This is a genomic window from Pseudomonas sp. SDT291_1_S447 (assembly GCF_054070155.1).
In genome coordinates, this window is record NZ_JBSVXS010000003.1 from 64,739 (window position 1) to 84,740 (window position 20,002).

Below are 20,002 nucleotides of genomic sequence, written 5' to 3' on the forward strand. Positions count from 1 at the left end.
TGTGGAAAAGTTTAAAGGCGCCTTGCTGGTAGGCGCTCTGCGGCTGTTTGCCCTGCTGCCATGGCGGGCCGTGCAGGCCGTGGGTTCGGCGATCGGCTGGATCATGTGGAAAACCCCCAACCGCTCCCGCGACGTGGTGCGGATCAACCTTGCGAAATGTTTTCCACAGATGGACCCGGCCGAGCGTGAGCGTCTGGTCGGGCAGAGCCTGAAAGACATCGGCAAGTCGCTGACCGAAAGCGCCTGCGCGTGGATCTGGCCGGCGCAGCGTTCGATCGATCTGGTGCGCGAAGTCGAGGGTCTCGATGTGCTGAAAGATGCCTTGGCCTCGGGCAAAGGCGTGGTCGGCATCACGAGCCACTTGGGCAACTGGGAAGTGCTTAACCACTTCTATTGCAGCCAGTGCAAACCGATCATTTTCTATCGCCCGCCGAAGCTCAAGGCTGTGGATGAATTGCTGCGCAAACAGCGCGTGCAACTGGGCAACAAAGTCGCTGCTTCCACCAAGGAAGGCATCCTCAGTGTCATCAAGGAAGTGCGCAAGGGTGGTGCAGTGGGCATTCCTGCTGACCCGGAACCGGCCGAATCCGCCGGGATCTTCGTGCCGTTCTTCGCCACTCAAGCGCTGACCAGCAAATTCGTACCGAACATGTTGGCGGGTGGCAAAGCCGTCGGCGTGTTCCTGCATGCGCTGCGCCTGCCCGACGGTTCTGGCTACAAAGTCATCCTCGAAGCCGCGCCGGAAGCCATGTACAGCACCGATACTGCCGAGTCCTGCGCGGCCATGAGCAAAGTGGTCGAGCGTTATGTGGCGGCGTATCCGAGCCAGTACATGTGGAGCATGAAGCGCTTCAAAAAGCGTCCGCCGGGCGAAGAGCGCTGGTATTGAGCTGATTGGCATGATCTGTGGATAACCTCTCTGGCGAGGTTATCCACAACCGTTCATCAAAGGGCGCAACAAGATGTCCGAACACCGCAAATCCTTCCGCATCAAGATTACCCACGACAGCTTTGGCGAATGCCTCGGGCAGACGCGCAACCTGTCGCCTACCGGGGTGTTTGTGCAGCATCCGGTTTTGGCTTCTTTGCCCAAAGGTGCAGTGGTTTACGGTCAGGTGCAGGGTCTACCCACAGGCGCGCCGCGAGTGCGTATGGAAGTGGTGACGGTAGATGCCGACGGTATCGGTCTTCGCTACCTTTGACTTATTGCGCCTGACGATCGAGTTTCTTCAGAAACACCGTCATTTCCTTTTCGGCCTGCTTGTCGCCATGGGCGTGGGCCGCTTCCAGACCTTGTTCCCACGCCTGACGCGCGGCGGCGTGATCGCCCAGCGCCAGATGCGCCTTGCCCAACAGTTTCCATGCCGCCGAATACTTCGGATCAAAACCGACACAGCGCTGGAAATGCTCGGCAGCCTTGGCGTTTTCGCCAAGATCCAGATAACCCTTGCCCAGGCCGAAGCGCAGCAGGGAGTTATCCACACCCTTGGCGAGCATTTTTTCCAGGGATTCGAGCATGGGAGATTCCTTGAATGAGGTGTGTCAGGGATGAGTCTTGCTATGGGATACCGCTATCGCGAGCAGGCTCCCTCCTACAGGGGAACGCATTCCAAATGTAGGAGTGAGCCTGCTCGCGATGACGCCAGTCTGATCCCCCGATAATCCGGATCAGAAGAAGCTCAACCCCACATGAAACAGCTTCTCCACATCGCGAATATGTTTTTTATCCACAAGGAACAGAATCACGTGGTCGCCCGCTTCGATCACCGTGTCATCGTGGGCGATGATCACTTGTTCATTGCGGATCACCGCACCAATCGTGGTGCCCGGCGGCAGGCCGATCTTCTCGATCGGTTTGCCGATGACCTTGCTCGACTTCGCATCACCGTGAGCAATCGCCTCGATCGCTTCTGCGGCACCGCGACGCAATGAGTGCACGCTGACGATATCGCCACGGCGCACGTGGGCCAGCAGCGTGCCGATGGTCGCCAGTTGCGGGCTGATGGCGATGTCGATGTCGCCGCCCTGAATCAGATCGACGTAGGCAGGGTTATTGATGATCGTCATGACCTTCTTCGCCCCCAGCCGTTTGGCCAGCAGCGACGACATGATGTTGGCTTCGTCATCGTTGGTCAGTGCGAGGAAGATATCGGCGTCGGCAATGTTCTCTTCCAGCAGCAAATCGCGGTCGGAAGCGCTGCCCTGCAAGACTACGGTGCTGTCGAGGGTGTCGGAGAGATAACGGCAGCGCGCCGGGTTCATCTCGATGATCTTCACCTGATAACGGCTTTCGATGGCTTCCGCCAGACGCTCGCCGATCTGCCCGCCGCCAGCAATGACGATGCGTTTATAGGTTTCATCGAGACGGCGCATTTCGCTCATCACCGCGCGAATATTCTCACGGGCAGCGATGAAGAAGACTTCGTCATCAGCCTCGATCACCGTATCGCCCTGGGGCAGGATCGGCCGATCACGGCGGAAAATCGCTGCCACGCGGGTTTCGACATTCGGCATGTGTTCACGCAACTGGCGCAATTGCTGACCGACCAGCGGCCCGCCGTAATAGGCGCGCACCGCGACCAGTTGCGCCGCGCCTTCGGCGAAGTCGATCACCTGCAAGGCGCCGGGATGCTGAATCAGGCGCTTGATGTAGTTGGTCACCACTTGCTCGGGGCTGATCAGCACGTCAACCGGAATCGCTTCGTTCTGGAATAGCTGTTCCTCGCGATGGAGATAAGACGCTTCGCGGACCCGGGCGATCTTGGTCGGGGTATGGAACAGCGTGTGGGCGACCTGACAGGCGACCATGTTGGTCTCGTCGCTGTTGGTCACCGCCACCAGCATGTCGGCGTCGTCGGCGCCGGCCTGACGCAGCACCGACGGCAGCGAGCCACGGCCCTGCACGGTACGAATATCGAGGCGATCGCCGAGGTCGCGCAGGCGCTCGCCATCGGTGTCGACCACCGTAATGTCATTGGCCTCGCTGGCCAAATGCTCGGCCAGCGAACCGCCGACCTGTCCCGCACCGAGGATGATGATTTTCATCCAGTCACTCCGTTGAATCCGTTTAGCCGCGCGCGGCAGCGATCTTGATCAGCTTGGCGTAGTAGAACCCGTCATGGCCGCCCTGCTGGGCCAGCAATTGGCGACCATGGGGCTGTTTGATTCCGGCCGTGGTGGCCAGATCGAGTTCGCGGGCACCCGGGGTGCGCTCGAGGAACGCGGCGATGACTTCGGTGTTCTCGGTCGGCAGTGTCGAGCAGGTGGCGTACAGCAGGATGCCGCCGACTTCGAGGGTTTTCCACATGGCATCGAGCAGCTCGCCTTGCAGTTGTGCGAGGGCAACGATGTCGTCCGGCTGACGGGTCAGCTTGATGTCTGGATGGCGGCGAATCACGCCAGTGGCCGAGCATGGCGCGTCAAGCAGGATGCGCTGGAACGGCTTGCCGTCCCACCATTTCTCGGTGTCGCGACCGTCGGCGGCGATCAGTTCGGCATTCAGACCGAGGCGTTCCAGGTTTTCCTTAACGCGCACCAGTCGCTTGGCTTCCAGATCCACCGCGACTACGCCGGCCAGCGCCGGTTCGGCTTCGAGGATGTGGCAGGTCTTGCCGCCGGGGGCGCAACAGGCGTCGAGCACGCGTTGCCCCGGTGCCAGATCGAGCAGGTCGGCGGCCAGTTGCGCCGCTTCGTCCTGCACACTGATCCAGCCTTCGGCGAAACCTGGCAGGCTGCGTACGTCGGCAGCGGCTTCGAGGATGATGCCGTCGCGGCTGTAGACGCACGGTGTTGCGGCAATCCCGGCCTCAGTGAGCAAACCAAGGTACGCGTCGCGGCTGTGATGACGGCGATTGACCCGCAGGATCATCGGCGGATGCGCATTGTTCGCCTCGCAAATCGCTTCCCACTGTTCCGGCCAGAAGGCTTTCAGGGATTTTTGCAGCCAGCGCGGATGAGCGGTACGCACCACCGGATCACGTTCCAGTTCGGCGAAAATCGTTTCGCTTTCGCGTTGGGCATTGCGCAGTACGGCGTTTAGCAGGCCTTTAGCCCACGGCTTTTTCAGCTTCTCGGCGCAACCGACGGTTTCGCCGATGGCGGCGTGAGCCGGCACGCGGGTGTAGAGCAATTGGTAGAGACCGACCAGCAGCAGCGCCTCGACATCGGCGTCGGCAGCCTTGAACGGTTTCTGCAGAAGTTTTTCCGCCAGCGCCGAAAGACGTGGCTGCCAGCGCGCGGTGCCGAAGGCCAGATCCTGAGTGAAACCGCGATCGCGATCCTCGACCTTGTCCAGTTGCGTCGGCAGGGAGCTATTCAGAGATGCCTTGCCGCTGAGCACGGCGGCGAGTGCCTTGGCGGCGGCCAGACGCGGATTCATTGCGCGTCCACCGCTGCGCCAAGCACGGTACCGACGGCAAATTTCTCACGACGGCTGTTGAACAGGTCGCTGAAGTTCAACGCTTTGCCACCGGGCAATTGCAGACGGGTCAAGCACAGCGCTTGTTCGCCGCAGGCGACGATCAGGCCGTCCTTGCTGGCGCTGAGGATTTCACCCGGTGCGCCTTTACCGTCGGCGAGTGTTGCCGCCAGGACTTTCAGCGCTTCACCGTTAAGGGTGCTGTGGGTAATCGGCCATGGGTTGAAGGCGCGCACAAGGCGTTCCAGCTCAACCGCCGGACGGCTCCAGTCGATGCGTGCTTCGTCTTTGTTCAGCTTGTGTGCATAAGTGGCGAGCTCATCGTTCTGCACTTCGCCTTCCAGGGTGCCAGCAGCCAGACCGGCAATCGCCTGCACCACGGCCGGTGGGCCCATCTCGGCGAGGCGATCATGCAGGCTGCCGCCCGTGTCTTCAGCGCTGATCGGGGTGACGACCTTGAGCAGCATCGGCCCGGTGTCGAGGCCGGCTTCCATGCGCATCACGGTCACGCCGCTCTCGGCATCACCGTGTTCCACAGCGCGTTGAATCGGCGCCGCACCGCGCCAGCGTGGCAGCAAGGACGCGTGACTGTTGATGCAGCCCAGACGCGGAATATCCAGCACCACTTGTGGCAGGATCAGGCCGTAGGCGACCACCACCAGCAAGTCCGGTTTCAGCGCGGCCAGTTCAGCCTGTGCATCGGCGTTGCGCAAAGTCGGCGGCTGCAACACCTGGATATTATTTTCCAGGGCGAGCTGTTTGACCGGGCTCGGCATCAGTTTTTGCCCGCGACCGGCCGGACGATCCGGTTGGGTGTAGACCGCAACGATCTCGTAAGGGCTGTTCAGCAGGGCCTTGAGGTGTTCGGCGGCGAATTCCGGGGTGCCGGCAAAAACGATGCGCAGTGGCTCAGTCATGAAGGGCGTCTCATAAAAAGAAAAAGGCTTGCCGCAGCAAGCCTTTGAAGGGGGGGCATCAAGCGTTCTGGCGGTGCTGCTTTTCCAGCTTCTTCTTGATCCGGTCGCGTTTGAGCGTGGACAGGTAATCGACGAACAATTTGCCGTTGAGGTGGTCGCATTCGTGCTGGATGCACACCGCGAGCAGGCCTTCGGCGATCAGTTCATAGGGCTTGCCGTCGCGGTCCAGTGCCTTGATCTTGACCTTTTGCGGGCGATCGACGTTTTCGTAGAAACCCGGTACCGACAGGCAGCCTTCCTGGTATTGGTCCATTTCTTCGGTCAGCGATTCGAACTCGGGGTTGATGAACACCCGCGGTTCGGTGCGGTCTTCGGAAAGGTCCATCACGACGATACGTTTGTGCACGTTGACCTGGGTCGCGGCAAGGCCGATGCCCGGCGCTTCATACATTGTTTCAAACATGTCATCGACCAACTGACGCACTTCGTCGTCCACTACAGCCACAGGCTTGGCGATAGTGCGCAGACGCGGGTCCGGGAATTCGAGGATGTTTAAAATGGCCATAGGCTTTGATTGCTGCACACGTTGAGTAAAGTCGGGCGATGGCCTGGCAGGTCCGAAGATGCAGGCTACCGTTGTGAAGCGTAGCTTGTGCATTTTGCACAAGCGAGCCACGGGGGCTCTGACGGTTCACGCGAATGCACATGATAAAGGGATTCACTGCATGAGGAAAACACTACTCGCCCTGCTGCTGTTGGCTTCGGCCGGCGTGGTGCAAGGGCAAGTGCAACTCAGGGATGGTTTTCCACAGCAATACACGGTGGTTTCGGGGGACACGCTCTGGGACATTTCCGGCAAATACCTGCGCGAGCCCTGGCAGTGGCCACAACTGTGGCGGGCCAATCCGCAAATCGAAAACCCCAACCTGATCTATCCCGGCGACACGCTGACGCTCAGCTATGTCGACGGCCAACCGCGTCTGACCCTCAATCGTGGTGAGTCACGCGGCACCATCAAGCTCTCGCCACGAATCCGCACCAGCCCGGTGGCCGAGGCGATTCCGAGCATTCCGCTGAAGTCCATCAACAGCTTTTTGCTGAGCAACCGCATCGTCGACAAGGTCGAGGACTTCGAAAAGGCGCCGTACATCGTCGCCGGCGATGCTGAACGCGTGCTCAGCGGCACCGGTGATCGAATTTTCGCTCGCGGCCATTTCGATCCGGATCAGCCGGTCTATGGGATCTTCCGTCAGGGCAAGGTCTACACCGATCCGCAGACCAAGGAGTTTCTCGGGATCAACGCCGACGACATCGGCGGCGGCGAAATCGTCGCCACCGAAGGCGACGTCGCCACTCTCGCCCTGCAACGCACCACTCAGGAAGTGCGCCTCGGCGACCGTCTGTTCAGTGGCGAAGAGCGTTCGATCAATTCGACCTTCATGCCCAGCGCGCCAACGACCAACATCAACGGCGTGATCATCGATGTGCCGCGCGGCGTCACCCAAATCGGCGTGATGGACGTGGTCACCCTGAATAAGGGCAAGCGCGACGGTCTGGCCGAAGGCAACGTGCTGGTGGTGATGAAAACCGGCGAAACCGTGCGTGACCGCATCACGGGTCAGCCACTGAAGATTCCCGATGAACGCGCCGGGTTGCTGATGGTGTTCCGCACTTACGACAAACTCAGTTACGGCCTCGTCCTTAACGCTTCACGCTCGCTGGCGGTGCTCGACAAGGTGCGAAATCCGTAAGCTTGCTTCACAAGTTACCAACAGAGTTATCCACAGCTTGTTCCGAATGGTTCGGGGCTTATAACGATCAAGGATGATCCATCATGTTGCCTGTCTGTACGCCAGTTTCCCCGGCGGAACTGGAAGCGCGTTTGCGCCTGCACCGCTTGCCGGATGTCGGCCCGAAACGCTTTGCCAAATTGCTCGAAGCCTTTGGCTCGGCGTCCAAAGCCATCAGCGCGCCGGCCAGCGCCTGGCGTTCCCTGGGTTTGCCGGCGACGTGCGCCGAAGCGCGGCGCTGTCCCGAGGTTCGCGACGGCGCCAGCCATGCAATGCGCTGGCTAGAGAGCCCGGAGCATCATTTGCTGATGTGGGACCAAGCGAATTACCCGGCGTTGCTGGCGCAGATTCCCGATCCGCCACCACTATTGTTTGTTGCCGGTGATCCGTTGATTCTGGAAAAACCGCAACTGGCGATGGTCGGCAGTCGCCGCGCCTCGCGTCCGGGGATGGACACGGCGGCGGCGTTTTCCCGCAGCCTCGCCGGGGCCGGTTTTGTCATCGTCAGCGGTCTGGCATTGGGCATCGATGCCGCTGCGCATCAAGCGGCGCTGGATGTCGGCGGGCTGACTGTCGGTGTGCTTGGCACGGGACTGGAAAATTTTTATCCACAGCGCAACTGCCGCCTGGCTGACGCGATGATTGCATCCGGCAGTGCGGTGCTTTCCGAGTTTCCACTGGACGCCGGGCCAACGGCGAGCAACTTCCCGCGCCGCAACCGCATCATCAGCGGTTTGTCACTTGGCGTATTGGTGGTCGAAGCCAGTGTGGCCAGCGGCTCGCTGATCACCGCGCGGCTGGCGGCGGAACAGGGACGCGAGGTTTACGCGATTCCTGGTTCGATCCATCACCCCGGTGCGCGCGGTTGCCATCAGTTGATCCGGGATGGCGCGGTACTGGTGGAAACCATTGAACATATCCTCGAAGCCCTGCGCGGTTGGCAGCATTTACCATTATCTACAGACACGGCGACAGTCGATCACCCATTGCTCTCCCTGCTCCACGCCGCGCCGCACACTAGCGAAGCGCTGGCCGGCAGCAGTGGCTGGGCGTTGCCCAAAGTGTTGGCGGCGCTCACCGAACTGGAAATGGACGGCCGTGCGGTCTGCGAAAACGGCCGCTGGTTGGCCAGGACACGCTAGGTTTTACAAAGAAGATCGGTAAACTGCGCGAAACCTGATTGCGGAGAGTTTTTTCATGGTCAACAGTTGGCGTGTGCAACAAGCCGCACGAGAGATTCGCGCCGGGGCGGTGATTGCCTATCCAACCGAAGCCGTCTGGGGGCTGGGTTGCGACCCGTGGAACGAAGAAGCAGTGGATCGTCTGTTGGCGATCAAGAATCGTTCGGTGGACAAGGGCCTGATTCTGGTCGCCGACAACATTCGCCAGTTTGACTTCCTGTTCGAAGACTTCCCGCAAGAGTGGATCGACCGCATGGCCAGCACCTGGCCGGGACCGAACACCTGGCTGGTGCCGCATCAGAATCTGTTGCCGGAATGGGTTACCGGGGTGCACGACACCGTGGCGTTGCGGGTCAGCGATCATCCGCAGGTGCGCGATCTGTGCTCGATGGTCGGACCGCTGATTTCAACGTCGGCCAATCCGCAGGGGCGCCCGGCGGCTCGCACGCGTTTGCGGGTTGAGCAATATTTCCGTGGGCAGGTGGATCTTGTGCTGGGCGGCAGTCTTGGCGGACGGAAAAACCCCAGTGTCATCCGCGATCTTGCCTCCGGTAGGATCATCCGTCCCGACTGACCCGATATCTTCCTGATTGGCTTGCGAACTCCTCGACTGTATTGGCGAGGAGTTTTTCGCCTGCGTGAGATTTATCCTTTAACTTGTTGTGGAACTTAAACAGTCTGTTGTTTATATGGGCTCTTCGTGTGTCAGATAAATCTATAAGTTAAAATTTTCAGTAACTTTTCCCACGTCATTATCAGAAGTCGCGCAGTGGCGATATTTCTAAAAGCATCCATTATTTCAATGCGCTCAGAAAACTTCGATAAGTTAACGTCTGCGGAGAAGGAATGGATACTACGAACTTACAGCTCAAGGATTATCTGCAGGGGCTTCAAGAGAAATTAATCAGGCAGCACTCTGAATATCGTATCGCTACTCTTGATGCGGGATCAGATGCCCGCGAGTTTGAAAGATTCATCGGGCGGCAGTTTCGTCTCCGATTAAAGCATTACATGCTGACGTCCAGAGCCCGGGCACTTGAAGCAAAGCTGGCGATTTCATCGCGCAGTACGCATTTTCTGCTGTACCAGCGCGAGCAACTGACGGCGGTTTTGAGAGTGACCCCTTCGCCGTTCGAATGGGCTTCATTGACACACCAGTACGTCTCGCCGACCGTGGCGCTGGCGCGGCATGTCGAGTTCAGTCGTCTGATCACACATTCGCAACAACATCGGCCCGTGCCGATCAATGCACTGCTTGCCGCCGCCACTGAATGGGCGATCGATCGCGGATACCAAGGCGTTACCGCCTTGTGCAGATCGCCACAACGGCGGCTGTTCCAGCGTTTTGGCCTGACCCCGATCACCTCTGACTCGCTTCATATCGAACATCGCGCTCGCGGCGATTACTGGCTGCTGTCTGCGCAATGGCGGCAAATCCTCACAGCGCTTCAACAACCCTTTCCCATGAACGCCAACTACCCGGAGAGTCGCGATGAATGCATCCATCAGTTTTGAACAACAGTTGATTCTGCTCGATCAGCGCATCGAAAAAACATGGGCCGATATCCTGGACAACTCCCGGCTGGTGAAGGCGATACGCGAGGGCAGTGTTTCCAGGGCGCTATATGCCATCTATATGATCGAAACCTTTCATTACACCGCGCACAATGCGCGGAATCAGGGGCTGGTCGGTGTAAGGCATGCCGATAACCCTGTTTATGCAAAGTTTTGTTTTGAACATGCTGCGCAAGAAGTCGGTCATGAAAAAATGGCTTTGCATGATGTCATGAGCCTGGGATTGAAAAATGAAAACTTTGATATACCGCCGGCACTTGCAGAAACTGAAGTACTGATCGCTTACTTGTACTGGATTTCTTTCACCGGTAATCCGTTACAACGACTGGGATACAGCTACTGGGCGGAAAACGCCTATCACTTCATCACGCCACTGATAAACCAGCTGAGTGAAACACTGGCGCTGAAACCTGCACAACTGACGTTTTTCATCGCTCATTCAGATATCGATGTCGAGCACTTCAACGAAATCAAAATCATCCTGCAGCGTACCTGCAAGCGCCAGGCTGACTGGGATGCCATCACCAACGTGATGGAAACCAGTCTGCGCCTGACCGGCAATATGCTTGAGGCCGTTTATAAGCAATACGAAGCCTGGCAAAGCGGCGATGCGCCCCGCTACGAATTCCTCCATGCCCTGGATAACTCATGACGTCTTCACATGCATTTTCAAAATGGGCAGGGGGAGGTCGAGATGGCTAATTACTTCGAGCGGTTGAACTACTCGCTCGGGGATGAAGACACGGCGCTCGAGTACGCCCTTCTTCCTCAGCATGCCAGGCATGTGGTGGGCGTTGCCGGTTGTGGTGGTCGGCTTCTGCCATTGCTGGCCCGCAGTCCGGCCCGCATGACCTGCGTTGATATCAGTGCGCCGCAACTGGCTTTTACCCGCTTGCGTTTTGCCCTGCTGGAGCAGACCGATCACGAGTCATTCATGGACTTCATGGGTTTCCTGTCGGGGGCCTCTGCGAAACGGCGCCAGTCCATTTTTCGCCATCTGGACCTGCCTCCGCCGGATCGCCGCTGGCTGGCGGATTTGTTTCACTCTCGTCACTGGGGGGCACCGGTGTACATGGGGGCTTTCGAGCAGACTTTGCAGCGGCTGGCAAAAATCAACGGACTGTTCACCGGCAAAGCGGGCCGGGCGATTTTCCAGTGCCGCGACCTCGGTGAGCAATCGGCTTATTACCAACGACACTTCCCCCAAAAGCGCTGGAAGGCCGTGATTGCATTGTTGGGTAATGCAGCGGTGCTCAATTCGCTGCTGTACCGGGGGGCATTTCCTCGCAACAACCTGGGGATCCGTTCCCGTGAGGTGTATCTGGGTATTTTCCATACCTTGTTTACCACTCAAGTGGTGCGCGACAGCTTTTTCCTGCAAATGCTGTTCTTCGGTGAACTGCGGTATCCGCAAGGCTTGCCGCTTGAGTGTGATCCGCAGATATTCCAGCGGGCTCGCAAGGCACTCCAGGGGTGCGAGTTGGCCGTGGTTCAGGGCGACATTTTCGACTGCGTTGCCGCGTGCAGGGATGTCGATTTTGCCTCACTTTCCGACGTGCCTTCATTCCTGCCCCCGGCGATTGGCACCCGTGTCCTGCAGCGAATTCAGCCTGCCTTGGGCAAACATGCGCTGACGGTCATTCGTGGCCATTTGCATGTGGTCAGGCCCGATTGCAATGGCTTCTGCGACGTTACCGCGCAGTTTCAGGACGCAATCGCACGTGAAAAAACCCAACTCTGGCGAGTACAGGTCTACCGCCAGACCTCACCTGTGCAGGTATTTCGATGAATACACCTCATCCGACCGTCAATTGGGTCAAGAACCGCGTTCGCCAGGCCCGTGACGATCAGCAGCAATTATTCGATGCCGGCCTCAATGGCCTGAAGTTGGTAAAGCGCGAGGGCAAGGTCATCGAGTTGGGCAATGGCGAGCGGTTGACCGAGTTTCTCTCATGTTCCTATCTGGGACTTGAGAGCGATCCCCGTCTGATTCAAGGCGCAGTGCAAGCCGTCGAGTCTTTCGGTGTGCAATTCGCGGCCGCCCGCACCCGAGCGCTACTGCCGCCGATGCGTGAACTTGATGAGCAGTTGAACCGCATATTCCAGGGGCATACGGTGACCTTCAATTCGGTGGGCAGTGCCCATCTGGGTTGTTTGCCGCTATTGGGCTCCGGCGAGTTGCCGTCGTATCCCTTGCGGCGCGGTCCAGGCTGGATCGTTGACCGCGCCGCTCATGCTTCGATGCAAGTGCTGCAAGGCATTCTGTGGCAGTTCGGCCCCGTGCAGCGCTGCGATTGCAGTGATCTTCAGCAGGTCGAAGACGCTTGTTCCACCGCTGTTGCTGCTGGCAATACGCCCATTATTCTGACTGACAGCATTGGCTCGATGCGGGGGCTTTATCCCGTTAATCGATTGCTGCAACTGGCTGAGCGCTTTGAGGGTTATCTGTATGCGGATGACGCTCACGGCACTTCGATTCATGGCGCGGCCGGGGGCGGTTATGCCCTCGTGTCTGCCAATGAGCCGTTGCGCGCCCGTTTGATCCTGCTGTCGTCATTGTCCAAGGCCTTCGGTGCAACCGGCGGTGCGATTACCGTGCTGACAGCGGCCGATGCCGAGATGATTCGGCGCCATGCGTCGACTTATACCTTCGGTGGGCCGCTGTCCATGGGCGGTGTCGGCGCGGCAGTCGCCTCGGCCAGGATCCATCTTTCTGCACAGCTGGGCCGGTTGCAGGCCTCGCTATGGCGAAATGTGGCGGTCATTGACGATCTGCTCGGGCCGGTACTGGGCAACCATCAGATTGCTTCACCGATACGTTTCGTCCGGGTCGGCGCCGAGCGTGACGCCATCAACCTGGCGTTGCACCTGCGTCGGCAAGCCATCGCGGTCACCACCGCGTTGTTTCCGGTGGTGGCAAAAGGCGAAGCGATCCTGCGGCTGGCCATCAGCGCGAATCATAGCCATGTCCATTTGGAGCATCTGGCCAGCGCCGTCAACGACGGTTTTGCTGACTTAGGTATTCGTCAGGGAGAGCCGCGTCATGCGCGTTGACCCGATGATGCATGCCGGTTCGACGGCTGTTCTCGCTGCCGCAACAGAGGCGTTCGCGCTTAAATTGGCCCATGCGCGGTCACTGTCATGGTTCTGCGCATTGTGTCCGCAGATGCGGCACGTTCGGACCGCAGAGGATTTGCACCGGTTGCCGATCCTGGCCGTGGAGGACGCACAGGGCGGATTGCTGTTTACGCACCTCGGCGAGGCATCACACCGTGCGGCGGGCGGTGGGCTGACCCTGACTTCGGGTGGCAGCACCGGCAACTGCAAACACATCACTCATTCCTGGGCATTCAACGACAGCATCGTGCCTTTGGGCGCGCGGGTGTTTGGTGCGACCGATGACCCTCCTCGTGTCGTCATCAATTGCCTGACGCCCGGCGAAATGCAGGGCGCCTTCCAATACGCGGCGGGCATCGTCCGGCACATTGGCGCGCGCCTGCTGCCTGCAGGCGCGCTGATGGGTATTCAACGCATAGCCCGGTTGATTCACTCACAAGCGGTCGATGCATTGATCTGTACCCCTTCATTTGCGGCGGCATTATTCAATCATGCCGATGTCGATGAGGCGCAGTTGAGCAGTCTGAGATGGCTTTATTACATTGGAGAACCTTGCCACCAGCCTCTACGCGAGCAACTGGCCCGGGACTGGCCGGCCTTGAGCATACGGTCATTGGGCTATAGCTCGACGGAGACAGGGCCGATCGGCTTCCAGTGCGCGCACCTCGAACATGGTTTCTATCATCTGCATGCGGACGCCATGCTGCTGGAAGTGGTTGATCCCGTCAGCCTGCGAGCGGTGGCCGACGGTGAAACCGGCGAGTTTCTGCTGACGCCTTTGCTGCCCGATCACGCGCCGTTGCTGCGATATCGCATTGGCGACCGTGGACGAATCCTGGGCGGGCAATCAGATTGTGCCTGTGGCAGTGCTCTGCCAATACTGGAGCTGCAGGGGCGAGTCGAAACCTCGATCAAACTGGGCGGTGCGATCATCACTCAACGCCAGGTTCTTTGTATCCTCGCAGAGGCGTTGCCCGAACTGCACGCTTCGGATGTGCAGGTGCAAATTGATCGCCAGGCCAACGGTGCGCATCTGCAGTTGCTCATCGCTCAGGAGCGATTACCGGCCGGTGCAGAACGCGTTATCGAAGAGGCTTTACACAATGAGGCGCAGGCGAACGCATTGCTCGGGCTACCCGGTGTGCTGGGCTTGCAGGTGCGGCGTCTGGCTCGTGGTGACTTTGAAACCACCGTGGCTGGCAAAACGCCGTTCTTTGTTGAGGTGCGAGGCGCCCCGGCCAAGTCATGAAGCCTGGCCGGGGGCTTCGTCTGCAGGCTACCTGTCAGGGTTGCAGGACGGTAGAGCCGGTGGTGCGCCGCGCCGACAGTTCGGTTTGCGCCTTCGCCGCATCAGCCAGTGGATAACGCTGGCTGATGTCTACCTTCAACTTGCCGCTGATGATCATCTCGAACAATTCATCGGCCATGCGCTGCAGGTTCTCTGCGTTGTTGGCGTAGGTCGCCAGCGTCGGTCGAGTCACGTACAGCGAGCCTTTGGCGGAGAGAATCCCCAGATTCACGCCGTCCACCGCACCGGAGGCATTACCGAAGCTCACGACCAGGCCACGCGGCGAAACGCTGTCGAGTGATGTCAGCCACGTGTCTTTGCCGACACCGTCATAGACCACCGGGACTTTCTTGCCGTCGGTCAACTCCAGCACGCGTTGCGCAACGTTTTCATGGCTGTAATCGATCGTCGCCCAGGCGCCATTGGCCTTGGCCAGTTCGGCTTTCTCTTTGGAACTGACGGTGCCGATCAGCTTTACGCCCAACGCCTTGGCCCATTGGCAGGCCAGCGAACCGACACCACCGGCCGCCGCGTGGAACAGAATGGTTTCGCCACCCTTGAGCTCATAGGTCTGGCGCAGCAGATATTGCACGGTCAGGCCCTTGAGCATCACCCCGGCAGCGGTTTCGAAACTGATTTCGTCGGGCAGGTGCACCAGATTGTCCTGGGGCAAAACGTGAAACTCGCTGTAAGCGCCCAATGGGCCGCTGCCATAGGCCACTCGATCGCCGACCTTGAACCGGGTGACGTCGCTGCCCACGGCATCGACGATGCCTGCACCCTCAGCTCCCAGGCCGGATGGCAAGGCGGGCGGCGCATACAGACCGCTGCGGTAATAGGTGTCGATGAAGTTCAGGCCGATGGCCTTGTTGGCCACGCGCACTTGATTCGGGCCGGGCGCGGCGGGTTCGTAGTCAACATATTCGAGTACTTCGGGACCGCCGTGGGCGCGGAACTGGATACGCTTTGCCATCTGCCTGCTCTCCTTGGGTCGTTTGTAAGCCCCCTATCCAACTCCCATGCTTGATCTTCGTCAACTGCGGCGGGTCGTTATGCGGTGGTATGCTACGCGCCCATTTGCGTCGCCCGTCTGCCGGGGCGCCGCCCGATTCAAGGTGAAGCCATGACGACCCGCACCGACGCCGTAAAGGCCTATCTGCTCGATCTGCAAGACCGCATCTGCGCTGTCCTCGAAACCGAAGACGGCGGCACGCGCTTCGTCGAAGACGCCTGGACCCGGCCCGCCGGCGGTGGCGGTCGTACCCGCGTGATCGAAAACGGCACAGTGATCGAAAAGGGCGGCGTCAACTTTTCCCACGTGTTTGGCAGCGGTTTGCCGCCTTCGGCTAGCGCCCATCGCCCGGAATTGGCCGGTCGCGGTTTTGAAGCCCTTGGCGTGTCGCTGGTCATTCACCCGCACAATCCGCATGTGCCGACGTCCCACGCCAACGTACGGTTTTTCATCGCCGAGAAGGAAGGTGAAGAGCCGGTCTGGTGGTTCGGCGGCGGCTTCGACCTGACCCCGTATTACGGCAACGAAGAAGACTGCATCCACTGGCACCGCGTCGCCGAACAGGCCTGCGCGCCGTTCGGGGCGGACGTTTACCCGCGCTACAAAGCCTGGTGCGACACCTACTTCCACATCAAGCATCGCCACGAACCGCGCGGTATCGGCGGCCTGTTCTTCGATGACCTGAACGAGTGGGACTTCGACACCAGCTTCGCCTTCATGCGCGCCATCGGCGACGCTTACATCGACGCCTACCTGCCGATCGTGCAGCGCCGTAAAAACGATGCCTTCACCGCGCAGCAGCGTGAATTCCAGGAATTCCGCCGTGGTCGTTACGTCGAGTTCAACCTGGTTTATGACCGTGGCACGCTGTTCGGCCTGCAATCGGGCGGGCGTACCGAGTCGATCCTGATGTCGCTGCCGCCGCAAGTGCGCTGGGGCTATGACTGGAAGGCCGAGCCTGGCAGCGAAGAAGCGCGCCTGACCGAGTACTTTCTGCAAGACCGCGACTGGCTGGCCGAGGCCTGAGGACATCCGATGGATCGATACGTCGTTTTCGGCAACCCGATCGGCCACAGCAAATCGCCGATGATTCACAAGCTGTTCGCTGATCAGACTGGTCAGAGCCTCGACTACAGCACCTTGCTGGCGCCGCTTGATGATTTCGCTGGCTGCGCCACGGCGTTTTTCCAGGAAGGTCGCGGCGCCAACGTTACCGTGCCGTTCAAGGAAGACGCTTACCGTTTGGCCAATAGCCTGACTGCTCGTGCGCAGCGGGCCGGCGCGGTGAACACCTTGAGCAAACTCGCCGACGGTTCGCTGCTCGGCGACAACACCGACGGCGCCGGGCTGGTGCGGGATCTGACGGTGAATGCCGGGTTCAGCCTGACCGGCAAACGTATCCTGCTGCTCGGTGCCGGCGGCGCGGTGCGCGGGGCGCTGGAGCCGTTGCTGGCGGAGCAACCGGCCTCAGTCATCATCGCCAATCGCACGGTGGACAAGGCTGAGTTGCTGGCGGAGCTGTTCTGTGACCTGGGGCCGGTGTCGGCCAGTGGTTTTGATTGGTTGCGTGAGCCGGTGGACGTGATCATCAACGCCACATCGGCGAGCCTGACCGGCGATGTGCCGCCAATTGCGCCAAGCCTGATCGAGCCGGGCAAGACCCTGTGCTACGACATGATGTATGGCAAGGAACCGACGGCGTTCTGCCGCTGGGCCAGCGAGAATGGCGCGGCGGTGGCGATGGATGGCTTGGGGATGCTTGCTGAGCAGGCGGCTGAGGCGTTCTTTTTGTGGCGCGGTGTGCGCCCAGACACGGCGCCCGTGCTCACAGAGCTGCGTCGACAACTGGCCCTTTAAAAGCTTCGCGAGCAAGCTCGCTCCCACAGTGGAATGCGATCAAATGTGGGAGCGAGCTTGCTCGCGAATGGCCGCACCGCCGGTCTTTGATCAATCCTCAAACCGGATCGGGCACTTCTCCGGCCCCTCAAGCTTGCGCAACTCCTCCACCACCTGCGGCCGCGCCCGGCGCAAGGTCAGGCTGCGATTCTGGCTCAGCAGGCGTCGCGCCTCCTGATGCAGCATCTCCACCCCTGAATAGTCGATGAAGTTGATCTGCTGCGCCTCGATCACCACCCGCGCACCGTGCATGCGTTGCAATCTCACCTGCAGATAATGGCTGGCGCCGAAAAAAATCGAACCGCCGACGCGCAAAATATCGTCCTCGCCATCGCGCCAATGCTGCACGCGCGGTTGCGAGGTGCGCTTGAGATAGAAGAACAGCGAGGCCAGCACACCGGCATAAATCGCCGTCTGCAACTCCAGCAGCAACGTCGCCAGACACGTCAGGGCCATGACCACGAACTCGGCGCGGCTAACCCGCAACAAGGCACGAATGCCGCGGTGATCCACCAGTCCCCAGGCAATCAGCAGAATGCTCCCGGCCATCGCCGGGATCGGAATGTGCGCGATCAGCCCGGCGCCAAATATCGCGAACAGCGCGACCCAGATCGCCGAAAACACCCCGGCCAGCGGCGAGCAAGCGCCCGCCTCATAACTCAATCCCGAGCGAGTAAACGAGCCAGCCGACAACGATCCGGAAAAGAACGCCCCGACAATATTCGACAAGCCCTGCGCGCGGACTTCCTGATTGGCATCGAGCAATTGCTGCGAACGTGCCGAAATCGAGCGGGCAATCGACAGACTGGTGACCAACCCGAGCATGCCCACTGCGACGGCGCTCGGCAGCAGGCGCAAGATCAAATCGAGATCCAGCGGCAACGCACTGAACGGCGGCAACCGTCCGACAAAAGCGCTGACCAGATGCACATGGCCGAACATCGCCGGCCACAGCCACACCAGCAGGCTGGCCAAAGCGAGGGTTATCAACAGCGTCGGCCAGCGCGGCAGTAATTGTTTCAACACCACACCGACAACCACCGTCGCCACACCGAGTACCAACGAAGGTTTATCCACAGCCCTGAGGTGATGCAGCAGATCCATCAGACTCGCCAGCGCCGTGGCTTTGGCCGGCAACTCCAGCCCCAACAGATTCGGCAACTGCCCGATGGCGATCACCACCGCCGCGCCAAGAGTGAACCCCAGCACCACTGAATGCGAAACGAAATTCACCAGCGCACCGAAGCGCAGCAGGCCGAGCAGCCATTGGAAAATTCCGGCAAGCAAGGTCAGCAACAAGATCAGGGTGATGTAGTCCTGCGACGCCGGGACCGCTAAGGGACTGACGCTGGCAAACAGCACGATCGAAATGGCTGCCGTCGGGCCACAGATCAAATGCCACGACGAACCCCACAGGCAGGCAATCAGCACCGGGATGATTGCGGCGTAGAGGCCATATTCAGGTGGCAGACCGGCGATCAGCGCGTAGGCGATCGACTGGGGTAACGCGAGAATCGCACCGCTGAGGCCGACGATCAGATCCCGTCCGACGCTGGCGCGGGTTTGCCGCGGTAGCCAGGTGAGGAAGGGCAAGAGAGAGTGGCGGCTGGGGAAGGCCATGGGTCCTCGCGGTTGGGGTTTTGTTCAAGGTTATCAGGGTGCCAGGGGAAAGGCCCCTCACCCTAGCCCTCTCCCGGAGGGAGAGGGGACTGACCTTTGTGTTTGTAAGAGATTCATCAACCTGCGATTTCACAGTTGAACGCAAGTTTTGAATGCAACAAATATCGGCTCCCTTTCCCCCTCGCCCCCTCTGGGGGAGAGGGCTGGGGTGAGGGGGCAAAAATCTCAAGCCAAGCAAAATTCCGGCAACCCCACGATCAAAGCTTCGCTTTCACCGCCGCCAACGCATCCTTGCCATCCACGGTCTTCACCCCATCCAGCCACTTGTCCAACACCGCCGGATTCGCCTTGATCCACGTCTTCGCCGCTTCGGCATTGGTGACCTTCTTATTCACCACCTCAGCCATGATGCTGTTCTCCATCTCCTGCGTGAACGACAGATTGGTCAGCAACTTACCCACATTCGGACACGCCTCGGCATACCCTTTACGCGTCAGCGTAAACACGCTGCCAGTGTCGCCAAAGTACTTCTCGCCGCCCTTGAGGTAATGCATCTTCAACTGCACGTTCATCGGGTGCGGAGTCCAGCCGAGGAAGGTGACGAATTTCTGCTTCTTCACCGCCCGCGACACTTCCGCCAGCATCGCCTGTTCGCTGGACTCGATCAGCTTCCACTGGCCCATGTCGAAGTCGTTCTTCTTGATGATCTCCTGCAGCGAGATGTTTGCCGGCGCGCCCGAGCCGATGCCGTAGATCTTCTTGTCGAATTTGTCCGCGTATTTGTTCAGGTCGGCAAAGTTATGCACACCCGCATCCCACACGTAATCCGGTACGGCGAGGGTGAACTCGGTGCCGTCGAGGTTCTTCGCCAATTGCGTGACGTCACCGGTGGCGACGAACTTGTCATAGAAGCCCTGCTGCGCCGGCATCCAGTTGCCGAGGAACACATCCACCTGGCCATCCTTCAAACCGCCAAAGGTGATCGGCACCGCGAGGGTGTCGACCTTGGCCTTGTAGCCCATGCCGTCCAGCAGAAACCCGGTGATCGCATTGGTCGCGGCGATGTCGCTCCAGCCCGGATCGGCCATCTTCACCGTGTCGCAGCTCTGCTCGGCGAAGGCCGAAGCGCTGCTCAACGCGATCAGGCCAACCGTCACTACTGTGGATAACTTGCGCATGGACTTCCCCT

General features: G+C 59.8%; 20 protein-coding genes. 12 read left to right on the plus strand and 8 right to left on the minus strand.

Annotation, left to right across the window (positions count from 1 at the left end):
* The first annotated feature begins 1 nt into the window (after position 1).
* Together ACW9IR_RS02115 and ACW9IR_RS02120 are read left to right on the plus strand one after the other, a co-directional pair.
* Entirely contained in the window at positions 2–889 is an 888-nt protein-coding gene (locus ACW9IR_RS02115) for a lysophospholipid acyltransferase (protein WP_008084359.1), read from the plus strand.
* A gap of 73 nt (positions 890–962) precedes the next feature.
* The gene (locus ACW9IR_RS02120) at positions 963–1,202 is read left to right on the plus strand and encodes a PilZ domain-containing protein (RefSeq protein ID WP_007911864.1); all 240 of its coding nucleotides are present in this window, start codon (positions 963–965) and stop codon (positions 1,200–1,202) included.
* Between the two features lies 1 nt (position 1,203).
* Here ACW9IR_RS02120 and ACW9IR_RS02125 read toward each other — a convergent pair whose 3' ends face one another.
* From ACW9IR_RS02125 to def, 5 genes are all read right to left on the minus strand, one after another.
* The gene (locus ACW9IR_RS02125) at positions 1,204–1,518 is read right to left on the minus strand and encodes a tetratricopeptide repeat protein (RefSeq protein WP_102902533.1); all 315 of its coding nucleotides are present in this window, start codon (positions 1,516–1,518) and stop codon (positions 1,204–1,206) included.
* Between the two features lie 150 nt (positions 1,519–1,668).
* Positions 1,669–3,045, minus strand: coding sequence for a Trk system potassium transporter TrkA (gene trkA, locus ACW9IR_RS02130; protein ID WP_077575169.1), 1,377 nt, complete (start codon positions 3,043–3,045; stop codon positions 1,669–1,671).
* Between the two features lie 22 nt (positions 3,046–3,067).
* Complete coding sequence (rsmB, locus tag ACW9IR_RS02135; RefSeq protein ID WP_122604690.1) at positions 3,068–4,378, minus strand: 16S rRNA (cytosine(967)-C(5))-methyltransferase RsmB; 1,311 nt, start codon at positions 4,376–4,378, stop codon at positions 3,068–3,070.
* Positions 4,375–5,334, minus strand: coding sequence for a methionyl-tRNA formyltransferase (fmt, locus tag ACW9IR_RS02140; RefSeq protein WP_457461438.1), 960 nt, complete (start codon positions 5,332–5,334; stop codon positions 4,375–4,377). The genes rsmB and fmt overlap by 4 nt, the downstream gene beginning before the upstream one ends.
* A gap of 58 nt (positions 5,335–5,392) precedes the next feature.
* The gene (gene def, locus ACW9IR_RS02145; protein ID WP_038359594.1) at positions 5,393–5,899 is read right to left on the minus strand and encodes a peptide deformylase; all 507 of its coding nucleotides are present in this window, start codon (positions 5,897–5,899) and stop codon (positions 5,393–5,395) included.
* 160 nt (positions 5,900–6,059) lie between these two features.
* On the opposite strand from def, the gene ACW9IR_RS02150 reads away from it, so the two are divergent.
* From ACW9IR_RS02150 to ACW9IR_RS02185, 8 genes are all read left to right on the plus strand, one after another.
* Entirely contained in the window at positions 6,060–7,085 is a 1,026-nt protein-coding gene (locus tag ACW9IR_RS02150) for a LysM peptidoglycan-binding domain-containing protein (RefSeq protein WP_457461440.1), read from the plus strand.
* Positions 7,086–7,165: 80 nt separating this feature from the next.
* Positions 7,166–8,266 (plus strand): DNA-processing protein DprA, encoded by a 1,101-nt coding sequence (dprA, locus tag ACW9IR_RS02155; RefSeq protein ID WP_457461485.1) that lies wholly within the window; start codon positions 7,166–7,168, stop codon positions 8,264–8,266.
* Between the two features lie 55 nt (positions 8,267–8,321).
* Positions 8,322–8,879, plus strand: coding sequence for an L-threonylcarbamoyladenylate synthase (locus ACW9IR_RS02160; RefSeq protein ID WP_095119679.1), 558 nt, complete (start codon positions 8,322–8,324; stop codon positions 8,877–8,879).
* Between the two features lie 272 nt (positions 8,880–9,151).
* Positions 9,152–9,820 carry a GNAT family N-acetyltransferase gene (locus ACW9IR_RS02165; protein ID WP_095119678.1) on the plus strand — a complete coding sequence of 223 codons (669 nt, stop codon included), beginning with the start codon at positions 9,152–9,154 and terminating at the stop codon, positions 9,818–9,820.
* Entirely contained in the window at positions 9,798–10,532 is a 735-nt protein-coding gene (locus tag ACW9IR_RS02170) for an iron-containing redox enzyme family protein (RefSeq protein WP_102902539.1), read from the plus strand. Before ACW9IR_RS02165 ends, ACW9IR_RS02170 begins: the two co-directional genes overlap by 23 nt.
* A 42-nt stretch (positions 10,533–10,574) precedes the next feature.
* Positions 10,575–11,669, plus strand: coding sequence for a DUF3419 family protein (locus ACW9IR_RS02175; RefSeq protein ID WP_258014279.1), 1,095 nt, complete (start codon positions 10,575–10,577; stop codon positions 11,667–11,669).
* Positions 11,666–12,934: an aminotransferase class I/II-fold pyridoxal phosphate-dependent enzyme gene (locus ACW9IR_RS02180; protein WP_457461443.1), complete on the plus strand. Its 1,269-nt coding sequence runs from the start codon at positions 11,666–11,668 to the stop codon at positions 12,932–12,934. The genes ACW9IR_RS02175 and ACW9IR_RS02180 overlap by 4 nt, the downstream gene beginning before the upstream one ends.
* Positions 12,935–12,941: 7 nt before the next feature.
* Positions 12,942–14,246 carry an AMP-binding protein gene (locus tag ACW9IR_RS02185; protein ID WP_258380072.1) on the plus strand — a complete coding sequence of 435 codons (1,305 nt, stop codon included), beginning with the start codon at positions 12,942–12,944 and terminating at the stop codon, positions 14,244–14,246.
* A gap of 34 nt (positions 14,247–14,280) precedes the next feature.
* On the opposite strand, the gene ACW9IR_RS02190 is transcribed toward ACW9IR_RS02185, so the two are convergent.
* The gene (locus ACW9IR_RS02190; protein WP_102902542.1) at positions 14,281–15,258 is read right to left on the minus strand and encodes an NADPH:quinone reductase; all 978 of its coding nucleotides are present in this window, start codon (positions 15,256–15,258) and stop codon (positions 14,281–14,283) included.
* 150 nt (positions 15,259–15,408) lie between these two features.
* Between ACW9IR_RS02190 and hemF the strand changes: the two genes are divergently transcribed.
* Both hemF and aroE read left to right on the plus strand, forming a co-directional pair.
* On the plus strand, positions 15,409–16,323 hold the full coding sequence (gene hemF, locus ACW9IR_RS02195; RefSeq protein ID WP_102902543.1) for an oxygen-dependent coproporphyrinogen oxidase: 915 nt from the start codon (positions 15,409–15,411) through the stop codon (positions 16,321–16,323).
* Positions 16,324–16,332: 9 nt separating this feature from the next.
* On the plus strand, positions 16,333–17,154 hold the full coding sequence (gene aroE, locus ACW9IR_RS02200) for a shikimate dehydrogenase (protein ID WP_102902544.1): 822 nt from the start codon (positions 16,333–16,335) through the stop codon (positions 17,152–17,154).
* A 90-nt stretch (positions 17,155–17,244) separates the two neighbouring features.
* Here the strand turns inward: aroE and ACW9IR_RS02205 are convergent, their stop codons facing one another.
* Both ACW9IR_RS02205 and choX read right to left on the minus strand, forming a co-directional pair.
* Complete coding sequence (locus ACW9IR_RS02205) at positions 17,245–18,813, minus strand: SulP family inorganic anion transporter (protein ID WP_095119671.1); 1,569 nt, start codon at positions 18,811–18,813, stop codon at positions 17,245–17,247.
* Between the two features lie 257 nt (positions 18,814–19,070).
* Positions 19,071–19,991, minus strand: a complete 921-nt coding sequence (choX, locus tag ACW9IR_RS02210) for a choline ABC transporter substrate-binding protein (protein WP_110718225.1) — start codon at positions 19,989–19,991, stop codon at positions 19,071–19,073.
* Between the last annotated feature and the right edge of the window lie 11 nt (positions 19,992–20,002).